The 19,161-nt window shown below is 39.7% G+C and carries 9 protein-coding genes; 8 read left to right on the top strand and 1 reads right to left on the bottom strand.

What is annotated here, in order from left to right; translation table 11 throughout:
• Nucleotides 1-39: 39 nt before the first annotated feature.
• From B3B27_RS02180 to B3B27_RS02145, 8 genes are all read left to right on the top strand, one after another.
• Nucleotides 40-3,642 (top strand): hybrid sensor histidine kinase/response regulator, encoded by a 3,603-nt coding sequence (locus B3B27_RS02180; RefSeq protein WP_286846773.1) that lies wholly within the window; start codon nucleotides 40-42, stop codon nucleotides 3,640-3,642.
• A gap of 335 nt (nucleotides 3,643-3,977) precedes the next feature.
• Nucleotides 3,978-7,127, top strand: a complete 3,150-nt coding sequence (locus tag B3B27_RS02175; protein ID WP_286833747.1) for a SusC/RagA family TonB-linked outer membrane protein — start codon at nucleotides 3,978-3,980, stop codon at nucleotides 7,125-7,127.
• Nucleotides 7,128-7,138: 11 nt separating this feature from the next.
• A complete protein-coding gene (locus tag B3B27_RS02170) occupies nucleotides 7,139-8,671 on the top strand; it encodes a RagB/SusD family nutrient uptake outer membrane protein (RefSeq protein ID WP_286833746.1) in 1,533 nt (510 codons plus the stop codon).
• Between the two features lie 4 nt (nucleotides 8,672-8,675).
• The gene (locus tag B3B27_RS02165) at nucleotides 8,676-9,080 is read left to right on the top strand and encodes a hypothetical protein (protein WP_286833745.1); all 405 of its coding nucleotides are present in this window, start codon (nucleotides 8,676-8,678) and stop codon (nucleotides 9,078-9,080) included.
• Nucleotides 9,081-9,234: 154 nt separating this feature from the next.
• Nucleotides 9,235-9,606, top strand: a complete 372-nt coding sequence (locus B3B27_RS02160; protein WP_286846771.1) for a hypothetical protein — start codon at nucleotides 9,235-9,237, stop codon at nucleotides 9,604-9,606.
• A 114-nt stretch (nucleotides 9,607-9,720) separates the two neighbouring features.
• On the top strand, nucleotides 9,721-12,420 hold the full coding sequence (locus B3B27_RS02155; protein ID WP_286846769.1) for a formylglycine-generating enzyme family protein: 2,700 nt from the start codon (nucleotides 9,721-9,723) through the stop codon (nucleotides 12,418-12,420).
• A 152-nt stretch (nucleotides 12,421-12,572) separates the two neighbouring features.
• Nucleotides 12,573-14,606: a beta-L-arabinofuranosidase domain-containing protein gene (locus B3B27_RS02150; RefSeq protein ID WP_294071457.1), complete on the top strand. Its 2,034-nt coding sequence runs from the start codon at nucleotides 12,573-12,575 to the stop codon at nucleotides 14,604-14,606.
• Nucleotides 14,607-14,623: 17 nt separating this feature from the next.
• Nucleotides 14,624-16,483: a glycoside hydrolase family 127 protein gene (locus tag B3B27_RS02145; RefSeq protein ID WP_414703222.1), complete on the top strand. Its 1,860-nt coding sequence runs from the start codon at nucleotides 14,624-14,626 to the stop codon at nucleotides 16,481-16,483.
• A 75-nt stretch (nucleotides 16,484-16,558) separates the two neighbouring features.
• On the opposite strand, the gene B3B27_RS02140 is transcribed toward B3B27_RS02145, so the two are convergent.
• Nucleotides 16,559-19,108 (bottom strand): DUF4982 domain-containing protein, encoded by a 2,550-nt coding sequence (locus tag B3B27_RS02140; protein WP_286844911.1) that lies wholly within the window; start codon nucleotides 19,106-19,108, stop codon nucleotides 16,559-16,561.
• Nucleotides 19,109-19,161 lie beyond the last annotated feature (53 nt).

Here is a 19,161-nt window from a genome sequence, read left to right as displayed (position 1 = left end):
ATTTACGATCCAATGTGTGAAAAATTTTTCCGTTTCGATATGAAAACGACTGACGGGGAAAAGGTGGAGGGCGCAGTCAGGGATTTAAAAAGAGATGGGAAAGGGAATATTTGGATAGGTGTACAAGACAAGGGTATATATTGTTTGAGCAATGAAAAAGAACTTAAAATATATCGGTTGAAGAATACAAACGTACGAAAATTTGATTTTGATGTGGATGGCAACGTATGGGTGGCGACCTATGGGCGGGGATTGCTTAAAATTAACCCGGCATCTGCTCAAGTGAAGGAGTTTCTGATAGATGAGAAAAGGAATAAGATTTCAGAGAACGATATTAATACCATTTTGTCATTTAGCTCCAGCTATCTGTTGGTCGGGACGGTCAATAAGGGTGTACAACGGTTCGATTTGCATACCGAAAAATTTACTCCGTTTTTGGAGAAGGGACAGGACAATTCACCTCTCTTTGTACGGTGTATGATAAAAACTGACAATCAGGAACTGTGGATCGGTACTGAGGAAGGTGTATTTATCTATGATTTAAGAACAAATGATTTTGTTAATCTTAAACATAGTCATAATAATCCTTATTCATTATCCGACAACGCAATTCACAGTCTTTACCAGGATAAAGAAGGAGGGGTATGGGTTGGTACTTTTTTTGGTGGGGTCAGCTATTTCCATAACTCTTTCACACAGTTTGAAAAATACTATCCGAAACCTGGTAAAAACTCAATAAGTGGGAAAAGTATCAGTGAGTTTTGTGAAGACAAAAAGAAAAACATTTGGATCGGGACAGAAGATGCCGGACTTAATAAATTTAACCCAATAACTATAGAGTTCACTAAAAGCCCGATAACATCAGGAAATATTCATTCCCTGTTATGCGATGAAGACAGATTATGGGTAGGAACATTTTCTGATGGTCTTCATGTTATGAATCTAGAAACTCAAGAGGTGGATTCGTATAAAAACGGTGTGTCAGACTACTCGATAAAAGATGATAATATTTATTCAATTTATAAGGATACCTCAGGAAGAATATGGATCGGGTCATCGACCGGCTTGCAATACTACAATGAGCAGACAGACGACTTTAGGAGAATTAAGGAGGAAATCATAAAAAACCAGGTTAACGATATACTTGAAGACTATAGAGGCACTCTATGGTTTGCCACAATTGGCAATGGAGTTTTCTCATACGACAGATTCTCAGAAGTATGGCATCACTATTTATCAGCATCTGAAACACAAGACGAGGATACCGGAAAATCAATTATTTGCCTGTTACAAGATAAAAAAAACAGATTATGGATAGGTACGGAAGGGGCAGGTATTGGAGTCTTCAACAGAGAGTCAAACTCCTTTTCTACTTTAATTACTTCTAACACAGGCTTACCCAACGATGTTATCTACAAGCTGATAGAGGATCCGAAAGGGTATATTTGGGGCAGCACAAACAAGGGGATTTTCAGGCTTGATCCTGAGAGCTTGGATGTTATAATTTATACACATTCGAACGGACTATTGGGAGATCAGTTCAATTACAAGTCCGGATTTAAAGATCATAACGGTAAAATATACTTTGGAGGCGTTAAAGGCTTTGTGGCATTTAATCCATGTGATTTGGGCATTAATGAATACATTCCACCGCTAGTTCTGACCAGTTTCCAAATTCAAAATAAAGAAGTTTCTTTAAATGACGAAGAGTCTCCATTAATAAACTCTATCACACATAGCAATAGCATCAACATCCCATATAATTCTTCAGTATTTAGCATTGGCTTTGCCGCCCTTAGCTACGTCTATCCTAAAGGTAATATTTACGCATATAAATTAGAGGGACGTGATAACGACTGGATTTTTGGCTACCAGGCCCATCAGGTAAATTATACAGATTTATCACCGGGAAGTTATACATTTAAAGTAAAAGGAGCTAACAGTGACGGAATCTGGAACGAAACAGGCGTATCCCTGTCTATCAATATTTTACCACCATGGTACCAGACAGTATGGGCGTACTTACTCTATCTTGCAATAGCAGGTGCCATCCTGTATTATAGCATACGCAACATTGTTAGAAAAGCTAAACGCCGTAATGCAAGGGTACTCAAAGAACTTGAAAACACCAAGGAGAAGGAACTATATACTGCAAAAATTGAATTCTTTACACATATTACACACGAGATAAGAACTCCTTTAAGCCTGATTAAGATCCCATTGGAAGATGTTATTAAAAATATCGACCGGCAAAGTCCCTATCTGGAAAATCTTACAATTATCCAACGAAATGTCAACAGATTGTTGAAGCTGGTGAATGAATTAATGGATTTTAGGAAGACGGAATCACAGGTTCTCAGATTAAATTTTGCAAAAGCCGATATCATAAATATTGTAAACGAAACAATTAATAGATTCAAGCCGAGTTTTGAATCCAAAAAAATTACATTTAACACACTCTATTCAATCAAGAGCCTTTATGCCGATGTTGACAGGGAAGTCTTAACGAAAATATTAAGTAATTTATTCTCAAATGCGTTAAAACATTCTCATACAGTCATAGAGCTGGGTTTAAGGTGCAATGAAAAATACTTTGAAATAAAAATTGAAAATGATGGTGATGTAATTCCTGACGAATACGTCGAAAAAATATTTGAACCTTTATTTAAATTGAACAAAAACATCCAGGGAACAGGTTTGGGCCTTGCGTTTGTAAAGTCGCTGGTGGAGCTGCATAAGGGAACGATCTGTTGTGATAACTCTAAAATGGGAAAGACAATCTTTGTGATGACTCTTCCAATTAAGCAGGAACAAAGTATAAATATTCACGATGAAGAGGATCAATTCGAAAAAACAGAATCCTCACAAATAGCCTTGCTGAAAAGTCAAAAGCCAAGTGCTACACCAACAATTCTCACTGTGGAAGATAACGAGGAGTTTCAGCATCTTCTCTATAAACATTTGATAAAAAAATATCATGTATTGCAGTGTAAAAACGGAATGGAGGCTCTAGACATTTTGGATAAGGAAAATGTAGATATAGTAATTTGTGATATAATGATGCCTATAATGGATGGATTGGAATTTTGCAAAACAATGAAGGAGAACATTAAGTATAGTCATATACCGGTCATCCTATTAACTGCCAGAACCAATTTGGAATCCAAAATTGAAGGGATTAATTGTGGTGCAGACGAATATATTGAGAAACCGTACTCTACCGATTATCTTCTGGCCAGAATTGAGAACCTGCTGGAGAGCCGAAGAAAAATGCAGGAAATGTTCAGGAACTCACCCGAACTTGCTTATCAAAGCATTACTCACTCAAAAGCAGATGAGGATTTCTTACAAAGACTAATTGCTATTATTCATGATAACCTTGATGAACCTGATCTGAATATTGACAAACTAGCTGAGGAAATGGCTGTCAGCCGATCAACTCTCTATAGGAAAGTCAAAAATGTATCCGAACTTTCTCCAAATGATTTTATTATGCTCATAAGGCTTAAAAAAGCAGCTGAGCTGATAAAAGAAAAACAATATCAAATCAGCGAAATTGCATATATGGTAGGTTTTAGTTCACCGAACTATTTTTCGAAGTGCTTTTTTAAACAGTTTGGAGTTTCGCCTAAGGACTTTTAATCCTCCCCGGAATAATTGTTAACCTTATTTTGACACAATTTTGCATTTAATTGGAACAATATTTCAATCCTTAACACTTTAATTTGTCCATCTTTGGATTGACTATTCATTCTATTTGATTATCAATGTCTCAAAATACTTTTCACCTGTTTAAGGTATTTATTTTTTATTTATAAACATATTTGCCTATGAAGATAATAAGTTCAAACATCCCATTTTAAAACTGTAAATTTTAAATCAGGTAACCCTATTTGTGGGTCTAATCAGCAATTTATAAATTTAAATCTGCCAAATATTTCGAGATTAATCAAATGAAATTAAATTAATATGACAATATGAATAACATTAATACACAAAGTGACAATATGACCATTGCATTTTCCGGTCATATAATAAAAAAAGCAAAAAAAAGAATATCGTTATTGCTAGTTGCCTTTTTAAGCTCTGTTGCCTTGTTCGGGAGCTCCCATAATATTTTACTGATTGAAATAAATACCGGATTAAATAATTTTGCTATTGAAAAATCAACTATTCAGCAAAATAAAAAGCGGATCACAGGCAAAGTAACAGACTCAAGAAAAGAGCCAATTATCGGTGCAAATATTATTGAAGCCGGCACATCCAATGGAACGGTAACCGATATTGACGGAAACTTTTTATTAGAGGTAAATGATAATGCTGTTTTAAAAATCTCGTATATCGGTTTTAAAGATATTGATTTCGACACAAAAAACAGATCTTATGTCGAGATTGTATTGGAGGAAGATACAAAAATCCTTGATGAAATTGTTGTTACGGGTGTAGCAAAAGGCACTTCAAAAGAAAAGCTGTCCTTTACAGTTGAAAAAGTAAGTAACGAGGTTGTAAAGGAGGTACCTGGACTTAATGTTGCTTCAACTCTATCTGGGAAAATGCCTGGAATAAAAGTTTTTTCTACAACCGGAAACCCAATGGACGAACCGATCATTCAGTTACGTGGCACAACATCTTTTACAGGAACATCTCAACCATTAATTATAATTGATGGCATTATAACATCTGGCGTACTGAAAGATATCAATATGGAAGATGTTGAAAGTATAGAGGTGATCAAAGGAGCTGCAGCTGCATCATTTTACGGTTCAAAAGCTGCAGGTGGTGTCGTGAATATTATTACGAAAAGAGGAGGGAACTTGGAAAGTGGGATTTCCAGAGTCTCTCTAAAAAGTGAGATCGGAGCTAACTGGATTGGATTTTTACCATCAAGATCGACAGCTCATGGTAATTTGGTTGATGAAAATGGAGAACCTACACGAGGAGTACTGGATGAAGACCAAATCTGGGACAACAAATACAAAATGACTCATAATTCATATGACGATTTCTTTATTCCCCGCATTTTTAACTCAACTACAGCAGGCATAACAAGCCGATCAAGAGACGGAGATATGAATTATTATACCTCAATTCAATACACTCATAATCCGGGCATCGTTCGCGATTTGGATGGAGTAAAACGACACAGCTTCAGAGTCAACCTTGACAACAAAATTTCTAATACAGTATCGCTCAACTTGTCAAATCTTTATGTAAGGACAATTAACGATCGGCGTTCAATAAATTTCGATGATATCTATTATGCTGATCCAAATGCAAATTTTTTTGCAAACAACCTGGATGGTACTCCATATAAAGTTAATCCGAATATTGTATCCACTCGTAACAATATAAACCCATTGTACGACATAAACAACAAAATTCAACGTGGGACAGCAAACCGTTTTTTAGGGAGTTACGGGATTAGGTACATGCCAACTATGTGGTCAACATTCAATGTTAATTATAATCTGGATTATTTCCACTATCAGGATGAAGACTTGATCCCAAAGGGACGGCTGTTAGTTAATTATCCTGACGGCAGCATTCGCGACGACGGTTATGTCTACAAAGGATCCGGAAATACATTCAAGCATAATCTTGAAGTAAGCGGCCTTCTTACGAAAACTTTTAGCGAACTAACAACCACATTAAAGCTTCAATATTTATATGAAGATTCGAAGTCGGAGGGTCTGTGGGGAAACGGTTCCAAGCTTGCCGTTTCGGGGATGAACAATACTTCTCTTGAACTGGCAGATCCAGAAACAAGGGATCACTCATCTTGGGGAAGTCGTATTGTGTCCAATAGTTATACAGCTGTCGGGAACCTCGATTATAAAGGAAAATACATTATTGATGGCTTGGTGAGAAGAGACGGGGCCTCCGTAATTGGAGATGATAACATGTGGCAAACATACTACCGGATTTCTGGCGCATGGAATGTAACCGGAGACTTTATAATCCCCTATTTCCAAATGCTTAAGCCTAGGATATCATATGGCACAGCTGGAATACTACCAAGTTATGGAGCTAAGTACGAAACATTTTCACTTAGCAACGGTACTTTATATGGAGGGGCTCAACTAGGAAACAAAAAACTTAAACCTGCACTATCACAAGAACTTGAAGTCGGTGTAGATATGCGATTTTTGAATCAATTTGACTTGTCCTATACGTATTCGAACAAAAGGAACACAGACCTGCCTTACGTGATGACAGTTTCCGGCGTTACAGGATTCCAATTTCAAAATATAAATATAGGAGAGTTCTTTGTACACAGTCATGAAGTCTCTCTTAATGCGAACCTTCTGAAAAGGAAGGGCTGGAGATGGGATGCCACCCTGACCTGGGACAAGCTAACCGAGTATGTAGGAGAGCTGGGGCGACCTGATTTTACGATCGGTTACACCAAAGTAGCATCTAATGAGAAGTACGGGAACCTCTACTCAAGTAAATTTGCAACTTCTCTTGATCAGGTAAAGACGAGTCCATTAATAAAACCGGGGCAATCGGTAGAAGATGTTTTTACAATTAACAACTACGGGTATGTTGTTCGGAAAGACCTTATAGGCACCAGGGATGAAGCTAAAATGTCGGTGTTAAACGAAAACGGTGCTACCTCACAGAATGAGTTTATTGGAAATATGCTGCCTGACTTTAATGTTAATTTAATGAATATCCTGAATTACAAAAATTGGATGTTTTACTTTACACTTTCATGGCAACAAGGCGGAGTGTTATATAATAATACAAAAGTATACATGTCTTTCGCAGGAAGAAATGCAGCTTTTTGGGATATGTCGGAACGTCCATGGGAACGAAAAAAACCAATGAGCTATCTTAACCAACACTCGAGAGCTTCATTCACAGAAGATGCCACTTTTTTGAAAATGAGAGAAATGTCGTTAAATTACAATATTAACAAACAACAATTGCAGATGTGGGGCATTTCATTTATTAACAATATTAAATGTGGTGTTGTAGGCAGAAATTTATTTACTCTTACAAAATACTCAGGGCCAGATCCAGAGACCCGTACAGTTGAGAGTGGTACATTAAACGGATCGGATACTCCAAAATATCCTTCCGATATCAGAACTATTACCGGAACAGTAACTATTGAATTTTAATTCTTAAAATTATGAGAAAGATAATATTTATATCGTGTTTTATTTTCTTGTATCTAGAAGCATGTGACCCATATTTTTCAGGCTTGGATATAAAGAACGATCATCAGCCGGATATTTCAACGGTTATGGGAGATATTAATCAGTATCCATCTCTTATAAGCGGAGCTTATAATAATTGGTGGCATCACATGCTGGCACCTAATGATGGTGATACATGGATATTGGCAACTAATTCAGATTCTTTTACTGCAGGAGCAGGCAACTGGGACCTTCAGGTATATTATTATCGGAAGAACTATGAAAAACCAATGATTCCTAACACGGATAAAAATGCTGGTTTCCCCAGAACATTATGGTATAACCACTACAGCAAAATAAGTACAGTAAGGAATATGTTGGCAATGATTAAAGACAACCAGCTTATATACAAAGAAGATAACAAAGATCAAACATTTAAGATACTAGCAAACTGCTACTTTTTGATGGGAGCTTTCTACACAGAATTGAGCTTGTTATTTGACAAATGTTTCTTGGTAACTGAAGAGTCAGATCTTCAAAAAATTACATCTGATGACATTAAGCCTGCTTCAGAAGCAAAGTCTTTAGCGCTTGAATATCTGGACAAGTGCATTGAAATATGCAACAATCAAAGCTTTACAAACTTCGGAGGGCTGTTACCTTCTGATATTGTAGGGAACAGCATAAAATTACGTCAATTCGCTAACTTTATGGCTGCCAGAGCTATAGCCTATCATCCTAGAAATAAGGAACAATACAATTCTGTGGACTGGAGTGAAGTAAAGAAATACATATCCGAAGGACTGACAGAAGATGTGAAGGCAAAACTGCCTCAACAAGGATGGGATGTATGGTCATATGCTGCAGCTTCATGGCCGGGTGGCAATCAGTGGGGAAGAGTTGGCATGAGAGTTATTAATATGATGGCTAATCCGGGCGATCCGGGTGCAATCTGGCCGCTTCCAACAGATTTCGGTCAAGGGAAAACCTTACCTGAGGCCAATTCTCCTGATTTCAGATTAGGCACTGATTTTATATATTATCCTTCAGTAAATACACCTACGGGAGGCCTGTCATATGATGGATACACAAAATACAGCTCTTATGTTTTAAACCGATTTTCGGAGACCGGACAACAATCGGGAGAAGGGGATCTTTATTTTTTTACAAAAGCTGAATCTGATCTATTATATGCAGAAGCAGCACTCCAAACGACAGATATAACCAAAGCAGTTCAAATGGTGAATCTCACACACGCTAATAGAGGCAAGCTAAACGATATAGATGTAAATTCAACAAAAGATGAAATTTTAGAGGCAATTTATTACGAACGATTTGTTGAATGCGGATATGCTTATACTGCTACACCATTTTATGATAGGCGGCGAACCCCGATTGATAAATTTCAATTGACCACCAGATCGTTTCGTCAACTACCAATTCCCATACTGGAGCTTAGCTTTTATGACATTGATTCTTACACTTTTGGAGGAGAACAAGATAAAAATGACCAATATAATTTTTAAATATATGAAAACTATCAGAATAATAACTATAATAATATTTTCGATATTCATAGTGTCTTGTGACAGATCCGGAATATTTGAAGAATTTCAGAAAGCGACTCCCTGGGAGTTTCACGTTCAGGTATTCAATGATGATAATATGACACAAACAGTTGCCGATGCAGTTGTAAATATCTATAAAACAAAAGAAGATCGTGACGGCAACACAAACATTTTTTTAACACGCAATACTGGCGAGAACGGTGAAGCTGTTTTTTCTTTAAAAGATTTTGAACCCGGTTTGGATGTCCAAAAGTCAAAAGGAATATACTATGTAAGAGTTGAAAAAAACGGAATCGTCAAGAACGATATAACTCGCTATCTTTTAATGAATGATGGACATACATACCATAAAATTGTCCTTAAATAGCAAATAGTAACTTTCATTAATCCATTGTAGATTAGGTCTCTATCAATTGCAACAAGAAAACAGAGTAAATTTTCCGTACGATTTGATCTGCAATGGATTTATATTAAACTTATTATGCAAATAAAGCAAGTATTATTTAACAAATATATCTCAATTGACCTCGTGGGAGAAATACTCTGCCTATTGTTTAAAGTATGAAAAATTTGAAAAGGGGAAAGCACAGGTTGGCAATGTTCATTATCCTCCTAATGGAGAACACGATTATGACTTTGGAAATGAAACATATATAACAAATTATACAGATGATTGGCTAAACTACCCTTATCTAAGAGGGAAAGAGTCAAAAAGTGTGAACCGCACAGAGTGGGTCAATCCTGAAGGATCATGGCAACTGGGATGGATGAAATATTATCTTGCTCTCATTCCCCGTTACAGAGGGATCAATCTAAATGACGGGAAATTGAATAACTGGTGGCATTACGTAGTTGATTATAACGATGCAATCAAAAAACAAAAGATCGATTAAACTATGGAAGTATCAAAAAAACTGCTAAACCTTAATTGTTGTCTCTTTTTGAGTTTATCCTTACTTTGCGGACAATCACTGAATTCAATACAGTTTGACAAAGAGAACCATCTTATGGTTCAATCACTTGAACCCGGCATCTTACTACCCAAAGGATTACCACTTGTCTCGTACCGGATTGACGAAACAGATTATTCAACGGCTTGTCCCTCCAAAATTATGGATATCTCTTTTTCAGCAAAACCGTTTGAACACGGAATTAAAGGGATAATACGTTTTAAAAACAATTCAACCGACACAATAAACCTACATAATGTTGTTCCGTTAGGCCGGGATGAAAAGCATGTGTATATCACCGGAAAAGGAACTCACGGCTTATCCCGGTCCTATCTGTTCAGACCCGGATATCAGCCATTGAATGTAATCCTGCCCGATAATGCCTGGGAATTAGGATTTACATGTGCCGAGACAGAAGAGAGCTGCAATATTGCCGCATTGGTCCGTCGTAATAACAAAAGCCTGAATAATGGAAAGCTGAGACGCTTTGAAACAACACTCTATCCCGGTGGCACAATTGAATATAATTTCTGGCTGGACAGGTATCAGGGAAATTGGCAGGAGGGGCTGAGATTAATATTTCAGGACAGACTACTGTACGATGTTCCGGTAGGTACATTCAATAACAAATTGCTTGAAAGAGAAGATCTTAAATGGATCCGGAACTGCTATGCGGTGAATCTTATGATGACATGGGATAAACGTTTTTATGACTATACAGATAATGCTTTTCATGTAAAAGGACACCTGGAAAAGATGAAAAGCCTTATGGGAGGCTACGATGTGTATGGTATTTGGCCTACATGGCCAGCATTGGGGATGGATCAAAGAAATCAATGGGATATGTTCCGGGATTTACCTGGTGGGTTTCAAAAGCTCAGGGAAATATCAGATTTATGTTACAAGTTGGGAAGCGCTTTCTTCATTTGCTACAATCCCTGGGACGAAAGCACTCGTGACGATGAAGGACATCTTGAAGGGATAACCAATATTACCCGGACTGCAAATATAGATGGCTTTGTATTAGATACAAAGGGAGGATCAAGTGATGAGTTACAAGACGCAGTTGATACAGCCAGAAAAGGGGTGGTGATGTATAGTGAAGGAATGGCGGTCCCAAAAGACATGCAAGGCATTGTATCAGGCAGAGTTCACAATGCTCTTTATTATCCTCCAATTCTAAATTTAAACAAGTTTATAAAGCCCGATTTTGCAATATTTAGAGTGGCTGAGGAAGCCCGGGAACCCATCAAAAGAGAATTTAACCTCTCTTTTTTCAATGGATACGGTACTGAAATAAACAGTTTTCCTCCAGGCAGATTCGAATGGTCTGATGAACAGATGTGCTACTGGGGCAAGCTATTGCAAATACAAAGGGAAAGCAGCAGTAACTTTCTACAAAAGTTATATATTCCTCTAATACCTACTCTCGTTGATAGCATATACGTGAATGAGTGGCCCACAGAGTCAAAAACCATATATACAATATGCAATTTTCATCCGGGTGGTTTCAGTGGTAACCTTTTTGAAGTAAATTCAGCAGATAACGATTCCCATTTTGTCGATATATTTCATCATGAGGAGCTGGCAATAAACAGTGTTGAAGATAAAAATTACATTACTGTAAATCTTGATGGGTTCAACTGTACAGACTTAGGAACAAATAACGAGAGCACTGTTTCTGCTATTGCAAAATTTCCAAAATTGCTGTCGGTAAAGCTGTCAGGAGATATTTTAACCTTTTCAAGCCAGACAGGAGATAGTATACGTATCTGGGCAGGTAATCCCTCTTACCAAAAGATAGCTGCTTTGTTTGGAATTCAAGAGCAATCGATCAGACTACTTTCATACTTCCCTGATTACGAAGGAAAGTTTGTTATTCAAGCTTTCAAAAATAGAGAAATTATTGATGAACGAATAATAAATATTAATCCCGGTACAGCACGGCTTATATCGGAACCTGAAGTAACGGCCAGGATTGGCAAAGCGCCTCAGGGAATGGTTCTCATTCCATCAGGCATATTCCAATGCGACAGCTACCGGACAGGGGACTCATTCATCAGTTATCCCGAAAATCCAACATCAAATGGAGATAAAGTGGTAATGAAAAAATTCTACATGGATAAATACCCGGTCACCAACAGACAATACCGGGAATTTCTGGAGGCAACAGGATATCAACCAAATGATACGGCAAATTTTCTAAAGCACTGGACAAACAATCAAATTCCCAAAGGGCAAGAGAACTATCCTGTAACGTATGTAACTCTTGAAGATGCAAAAGCCTATGCTAAGTGGGCAGGAAAACGTATTCCGACCGAAATAGAATGGCAGTATGCGGCTCAGACCGAAAAAGGCAACGAATGGCCATGGATACAGGAAAAACCAGTGGAAAGGGAAGAAGAATTCATCACGAATACTCTTTCTGTCTGGAAGATAAAAGGAATAAACCCAAACCGATGTAATTTGGGCGATGGTTCACTTTACCCGGTTGGAAAATATAAGGATGGAGCAAACCCATACGGATTAAATGATTTAGTCGGTTGTGTATGGCAGTTGACAAATGATGTATATGATAATACCACTTATAGATATATAATGTTAAAAGGAGGAAGTTATTTCTTACCCACATCTAGTTTTTGGTATGTACAGGGGGGCCCTAGAGAATTGAATTTTAGGCAATATTTATTACGGCTCTCAACATCGTTCGAAAGAAAAGCAACGGTTGGGTTCCGCTGCGTCAAGGATGCTTTATAAGAATAAGATTTGATTATTAACTGATTCTACAATTGATATACAGAGAGCGATTTTAATAAATCCGGCCTATTAGATAAAAATTCCGGGTCCGATATGCATGTAAAGAAAACAGACAGACAAAAATAAATTAATTTATGTAAATTTGAAATATTATGAAGAAAGTAAACTTGATCATTTTATTTTTTATTGTAATAAATATGTGCACCAAGTCTCAATTAAAACAACCGACAACAGATTTATATTTAAATAATCGTACACCATTAATTACAAAACCATTTATGGAACTCCCAGTAGGGACAGTACGCCCTGAAGGGTGGCTGAAAAGCCAGTTGCTAAAGATGAAAAACGGGATGACAGGACACCTTGACTCTCTTTACAGTGAGGTTATGGGGCCTCGAAATGGATGGCTGGGAGGCGACGGAGATGTATGGGAAAGAGGGCCTTACTGGATTGACGGGCTGTTGCCTTTAGCATACATCCTGGATGACAGCTTGCTAAAAGCCAAGGTCCAACCCTGGGTGGAGTGGACATTGAAAAGTCAGAGGCCTGATGGTTATTTTGGCCCCTCTGTAGATCGGAAACCGGAAGAGGGATTACAAAGAACAAATGCACAGGACTGGTGGCCAAAAATGGTTGTATTAAAGTTCATGAAATCATATTATGAGGCAACTGGCGATGAGCGCGTCATTCCTTTTATGACAAACTATTTTAAATACCAATTAAAAGAGCTGCCCCAGAAACCCTTGAATCATTGGACACGTTGGGGACAACAACGGGGAGGAGATAACTTAATGGTCGTTTATTGGCTTTATAACATTACCGGTGAAAAATTTCTATTGGATCTGGGTGATTTAATCACCGGGCAAACTATCGACTGGACAAATTCTTTTTTGGAGGGAAATATGCTTAACAGGCTCTTTGGCGTACATTGTGTGAATCTGGCACAAGGCATGAAACAACCAATTATCCGGTATCAAGCCACAAAGGATACAAAACATATTGATGCTATTAACAAAGGATTTTCCGATTTGATGAGAGCGCACGGTTGGCCTAATGGATTATATGGTGCGGACGAGCTGTTGCATACCGGAAATCCGACCCATGGTTCTGAACTTTGTACTGCGGTTGAACTAATGTTTTCTTTGGAAAAAATGGTTGAAATTACAGGAAATGTAGCATGGGCAGATTGGCTGGAAAGAGTTACTTTTAATGCATTACCCACACAGGTGACTGACAATTACGATGCACGGCAATATTACCAGCAACTTAATCAGGTAGAAATATCACGCCATCCAAGAAATTTTGTAACCAGCTACAACGGCACCGATCAATTATTTGGGCTTTTGACCGGATATCCCTGTTGCACTTCAAACCTGCACCAGGGTTGGCCTAAATTTACAAAGCACCTTTGGTTCGCGTCAGAAGATAACGGTTTAGCAGCACTTTTTTATTCGCCTTGTATGGTAACTGCAAAGGTAGGATCCGGTACTGCTGTGAAAATTGAGGAAACAACAGATTATCCATTCGACGAGTCAATTCATTTCCAAATAGAGATCATGGATAAAAAAATAGAATCGACAGAGTTCCCATTCTATTTGCGAATCCCTGAGTGGTGCAGCGAAGCTACTATAAAAATTAACAATGAAATTCGATTAAAGGCGAAAGGCGGAAATATTGAAAGACTATCAAGAAAATGGAAATCAGGAGATAAAGTGGAGCTAATACTACCAATGAGTGTTATTATCACCCGTTGGTATGAAGGATCTGCAGCAGTTGAAAGGGGGCCGCTTTTATATGCTTTGCGTATGGAGGAAAAATGGACAAAGGTTCGGGATGACCGCAAGTTCGGTAGCAGGTATGGCGACTGGTATTACGAAGTTCACAGCGATTCTCCCTGGAACTACTGTTTAAAAGAAGAATCAATTAAGCCGGAAAATATTAAAACCGATTTTCAGGTAGTGAAAAAAAGGATGAAAGGATATCCCTGGAATGTTAACAATGCACCCATTGAGATTAAAACAAAAGGGAAGCGGATAAATGAATGGCAATTGTACAACAGTTCTGCAGGGCCCCAACCATTTAGTGTTCAATACCAGTCGGAAACTTTACCCGAAGAAGAAATCACTTTAATCCCTTATGGTTGCACAACATTAAGGATAGCTGAATTTCCAATTACAAGAAAATAAGTTAAAATGTATCAAAAATGAACAAATATTTGATTTCACTCATAATCCCCCTTTTGGTCTTATGTTGTATAATGATCAAAAATGAAACGAACCCTTCATCAAAGATGATCAACCAGGTAAATTTCGCAAGTGTAAAAATCACAGATAGTTTTTGGTCGCCAAGGCTAAAAAGCCATGTAATATCAACGCTTCCTGTTTGTATAGATCAAATTGAAAATAAAACAGGGAGAATCCGCAATTTTGAAAACGCGGGAAAAGGTACCGGCGAACATTCGGGTATTTTTTACGATGATTCCGACGTGTATAAAGCATTGGAAGGGATGGCATACAGCCTTATCAACAACCCCGATCCCGAACTGGAGAAAAAATGTGACGAATGGATCGATAAATTTGCGGCGGCGCAGCAACCCGACGGGTACATCAATACATTCTACGCGCTTACGGGGCTCGATAAGCGATGGACAAATATGGACAAGCACGAGATGTACTGTGCCGGACATATGATTGAAGCGGCAGTGGCATACTACAAGGCAACGGGCAAACGGAAATTGCTGGACGTATCAGTTCGGATGACCGAGCATATGATGAGTCTGTTCGGGTCAGGCAAACGTCATTGGGTGCCGGGGCACGAGGAAATAGAACTGGCATTGGTTAAACTCTACGAAGTGACAAAAGAGAAAAAGTATCTCGACTTCGCTTACTGGCTTCTCGAAGAGAGAGGCCATGGATATGGGAGCAAGGGAACGGAAGGGGAATGGAACAAACTCTACTATCAGGATTCTGTACCTGTAAGAGAACTGGAGGAGATAACAGGACACGCAGTACGAGCCATGTATCTTTTCTGTGGAATGGCTGATGTAGCTGCACTTAAGGGGGATAAGGGTTATATTCATGCTTTAAACCGTTTATGGGATGATGTCGTACTTCGAAAAATGTATGTTACCGGTGGCATTGGTTCATCGCTGCAGAACGAAGGCTTTACCGAGCCTTACGATTTGCCCAACTATGAAGCTTATTGTGAAACGTGTGCTTCGGTTGGGATGGTATTCTGGAACTCACGCATGCATCAATTAACCGGCGATTCAAAATATATTGATGTGATGGAGCGGTCCATGTACAACGGAGCTCTTGCCGGCATATCTTTGAACGGCGATCGGTTCTTTTATGTGAACCCGTTGGCATCACACGGCAATCATCATCGCCGTGAATGGTATGGAACAGCTTGCTGTCCCAGCCAGATCTCCCGGTTTTTGCCATCCATCGGAAGCTATATTTACGGGGTATCAGATAAGGCAATATGGGTAAATCTATTTATAGGGAACAACGCTGAAATTACTACCGGGAGAGAAACTGTCATCATACATCAGAAAACCGGTTATCCGTGGGATGGTGCAGTAGAGCTTAGCATAGATTCACTAAAAAGGCCAATGGAAAAGGAAATTCGTCTGCGCATTCCCGGATGGTGCAAAAAGTACAAAATCACTATAAACGGTGAAAAAGTAGAGAACATACCAGTTGATAAAGGTTTTGCTGTGATCGACAGAAAATGGAAAAACTCCGACAGGCTGACATTCACTATGGATATGCCTATAGAGGTAGTAGAGGCTGACAATCGTGTAAGAGAGAACATCGGTAAACGAGCCGTTCAGCGCGGACCGTTGGTATATTGTATGGAAGAAGTTGATAATATCTCTTTTGATAACCTGTTCCTGACAAGGAACACAAAATTTACAAACGGTTTTGAACCTGCTTTACTAAACGGGGTAGTTGCAATAAATGCATATATAAACAGCGATAGCATCCGTTTTGTTCCATACTATGCCTGGGATAACAGAGAACCCGGACAAATGAAAGTGTGGATTAACTATAAAGAATAAAAATCAAACAACAGAGATAGTGTAAACGCTCCACCTTTTGATGGAGCGTTTACACTATCTCTGTATGATTCTGAACTACTTTGCTTGAATTTTGATTGAAGCACTCCTAATCCCTTTGGCGTTGGCCTCGAAAGTAATTGTTCCAGGCTTATCGGCCGACTCAACAATTGCCACAAGCTTGCCGTTGAAAAGGTGCATCTGTGGCAGATGAAACAGGTCGAGGCTTGTGGGGTCACCGTTGGCCCCGGCACGGTAGGTTCCTGCCCCGTTCACATTGAATTTAACCAGTTCATTTACATTGGGGCAAGGGTTTCCGTTCTTGTCTTCAACCGATACGGTGATGAACGAAAGGTCTTTTCCGTCGGCACTGATCACATTCCTGTCTGTTTCCAGCACCAGACGGTACGGTTTCCCTGCTGTGTGGATCTCTTTTTCAGCAACCGCAATCCCGTTATTGTCATATGCAACCACCTTCACCGTTCCCGGCTCATACCGGGTATCCATCCACATCAACCGGTAGCGCTTCTGCCGTTCCAGCCCTTTCTGTGCTTCTGAGCTGTAGCTCCCTTTGAGCGGAACGGAGAGATCTTTTTTCCGTACACCCTGGCTCTTGCCGTTGATAAACAACTCTGCCGAGGGATAATTGGTATAGACGAATACCGGTGTTACCTCGCCCTCACGGCCCTCCCAGTTCCAGTGGGGAAGGATATGGAGTGTTTCAGCCTCTTTGTTCCAGTGGCTTCGGTAGAGGTAGAAGCGATCCTTTGGAATACCTGCCAGGTCCACCGCCCCGAAGAGGGAACTGTGGCTGGGCCAGTTGCTATAATAGGGCGTGGGTTCGCCCAGATAGTCGAACCCGGTCCATATAAACTCACCGATGGTATAGGGCAATTCCTCATGCTGTATAAAGTCATCCTCCGGCAGGTTTGACCAGCCGGCATGCTCAAGGTCGTAGGAAGAGGCCTGATGATCGTCATACATAACCATCGCCTTCCGCTCCACCGGGAACTTGTAAACCCCGCGTGAACTAAGCGTGGAGGTGGTCTCACTGCCAAGCACTATCTGCTGCGGCAATTTCTCATATGCTTCCTGATAACGAAATGAGCGGTAGTTGAAACCAGGAACATCCATGATAGCAGCCATATGGTTGCTGAATACATGATCGGGGCGGTCCATACCATTGGTAACAGGACGGGTGGGGTCTTCCCGGTGACATATATCCTGAAGGTAACGGGCCACCTTAGCACCCTGCGGGTTGCTCTGCTCTTCCACCTCATTACCTATACACCACATTACCACGCTGGGGTTGTTACGGTAATGATGCAATACATTGACCACATCCTTCTCTGCCCAATCCTTGAAATAGCGGTTATACCCATTCTTTACCTTAGGTATAGCCCATTCATCAAAGGTCTCAACCATCAGCATCATCCCCATCTCATCAGCAATACGAACATATTCAGGAGAGGGCATGTTGTGCGAGGTACGGATGGCGTTTACACCCATATCCTGCAAGATGCCAATCTGACGACGTATCGCCGCTTCGTTCACTGCGCCACCGAGCGGCCCCAAATCATGGTGCATGCATGCGCCTTGAAATTTCACCTTTCTACCATTGAGAAAGAACCCTTTATCAGCAACCACCTCAACACTACGAATGCCGAAAGAAGTAGTAAATTCATCTACAGGATATGCCAACTCCTCAGTAGTAGTTTTATTCTCTTCTGTTTTCACCTTTCTTTCAACCATAATCAGCTCTGAATATACCTTGTAAAGGTTGGGCTGCCTGATATCCCACAACAGCGGATTCTCTACTATAAGTGACTGCTCCATCTCATCCCCATCGAATTTGGTAAATTCATCTTCCGACTCAGCCACTAACTTCCCGGCAGGGTCGAGGATCGAGGTCTTCAGCCTGAGAAAGTTTATATCGGAAAGCCCTTCTGCGCAATCCACTTTCGTCTTCACATTAACCTTCGCAAATGCTTCATTTACTTCGGGTGTAGTTACATAGGTTCCCCAAACAGGAATATGAGTCTTGTGAGTTGTAATAAGGTGTACGTTCCGATAGAGCCCAGCTCCCGGATACCAGCGGGATTGCTCTTCGAAGTTCTCTAAGCGAACAGCCAGTGTATTGTTTTTCCCATCACTGTTTAAAAGATCTGTAATATCGAAGTAAAACGTATTGTAACCATTAGGCCAGACACCCGCCTCTTTCCCGTTTACAAAAACACGGGCGTTGCTCATGGCACCATCGAACTGGATGGTTACGCGCCTATCGTTGGAAAAACCGGGAATAGTAAAAGTGTTTCTGTACCACCCCACTCCAACAAAAGGAAGCCCGCCGGTACGGCCGTAATGTTCTATGGCCTTTGTTTGTCCATCCTGAACGATAGCCATCCTGTGAATATCATTTTCTTTGCTGAACGGGCCGTAAGTAGCCCAATCGTGGGGTACTCTGACCGATTGCCATTCACTGTCGCTAAAATCGGTTTCAGATGACCTCGGATTATCCTCCCGGGTAAATCTCCACCCATTTTCCAGAGTGATGCTGGTCCGGGTCTGTGATTCTATAGCCGATAAACCTAAAAAAAGAGCAATCAATATAATAAACGTTTTCTTCATATTTTTTTACTTGTAATGTGAATCAATACTTTGGCAAATATCAAATCAATAAA

The sequence above is a fragment of the Proteiniphilum sp. UBA5463 genome, from assembly GCF_002427225.1.
Lineage (GTDB): Bacteria > Bacteroidota > Bacteroidia > Bacteroidales > Dysgonomonadaceae > Proteiniphilum > Proteiniphilum propionicum.
The sequence above is the reverse complement of the archived record's forward strand: the minus strand, read 5'-3'. Positions and strand labels throughout refer to the sequence as shown.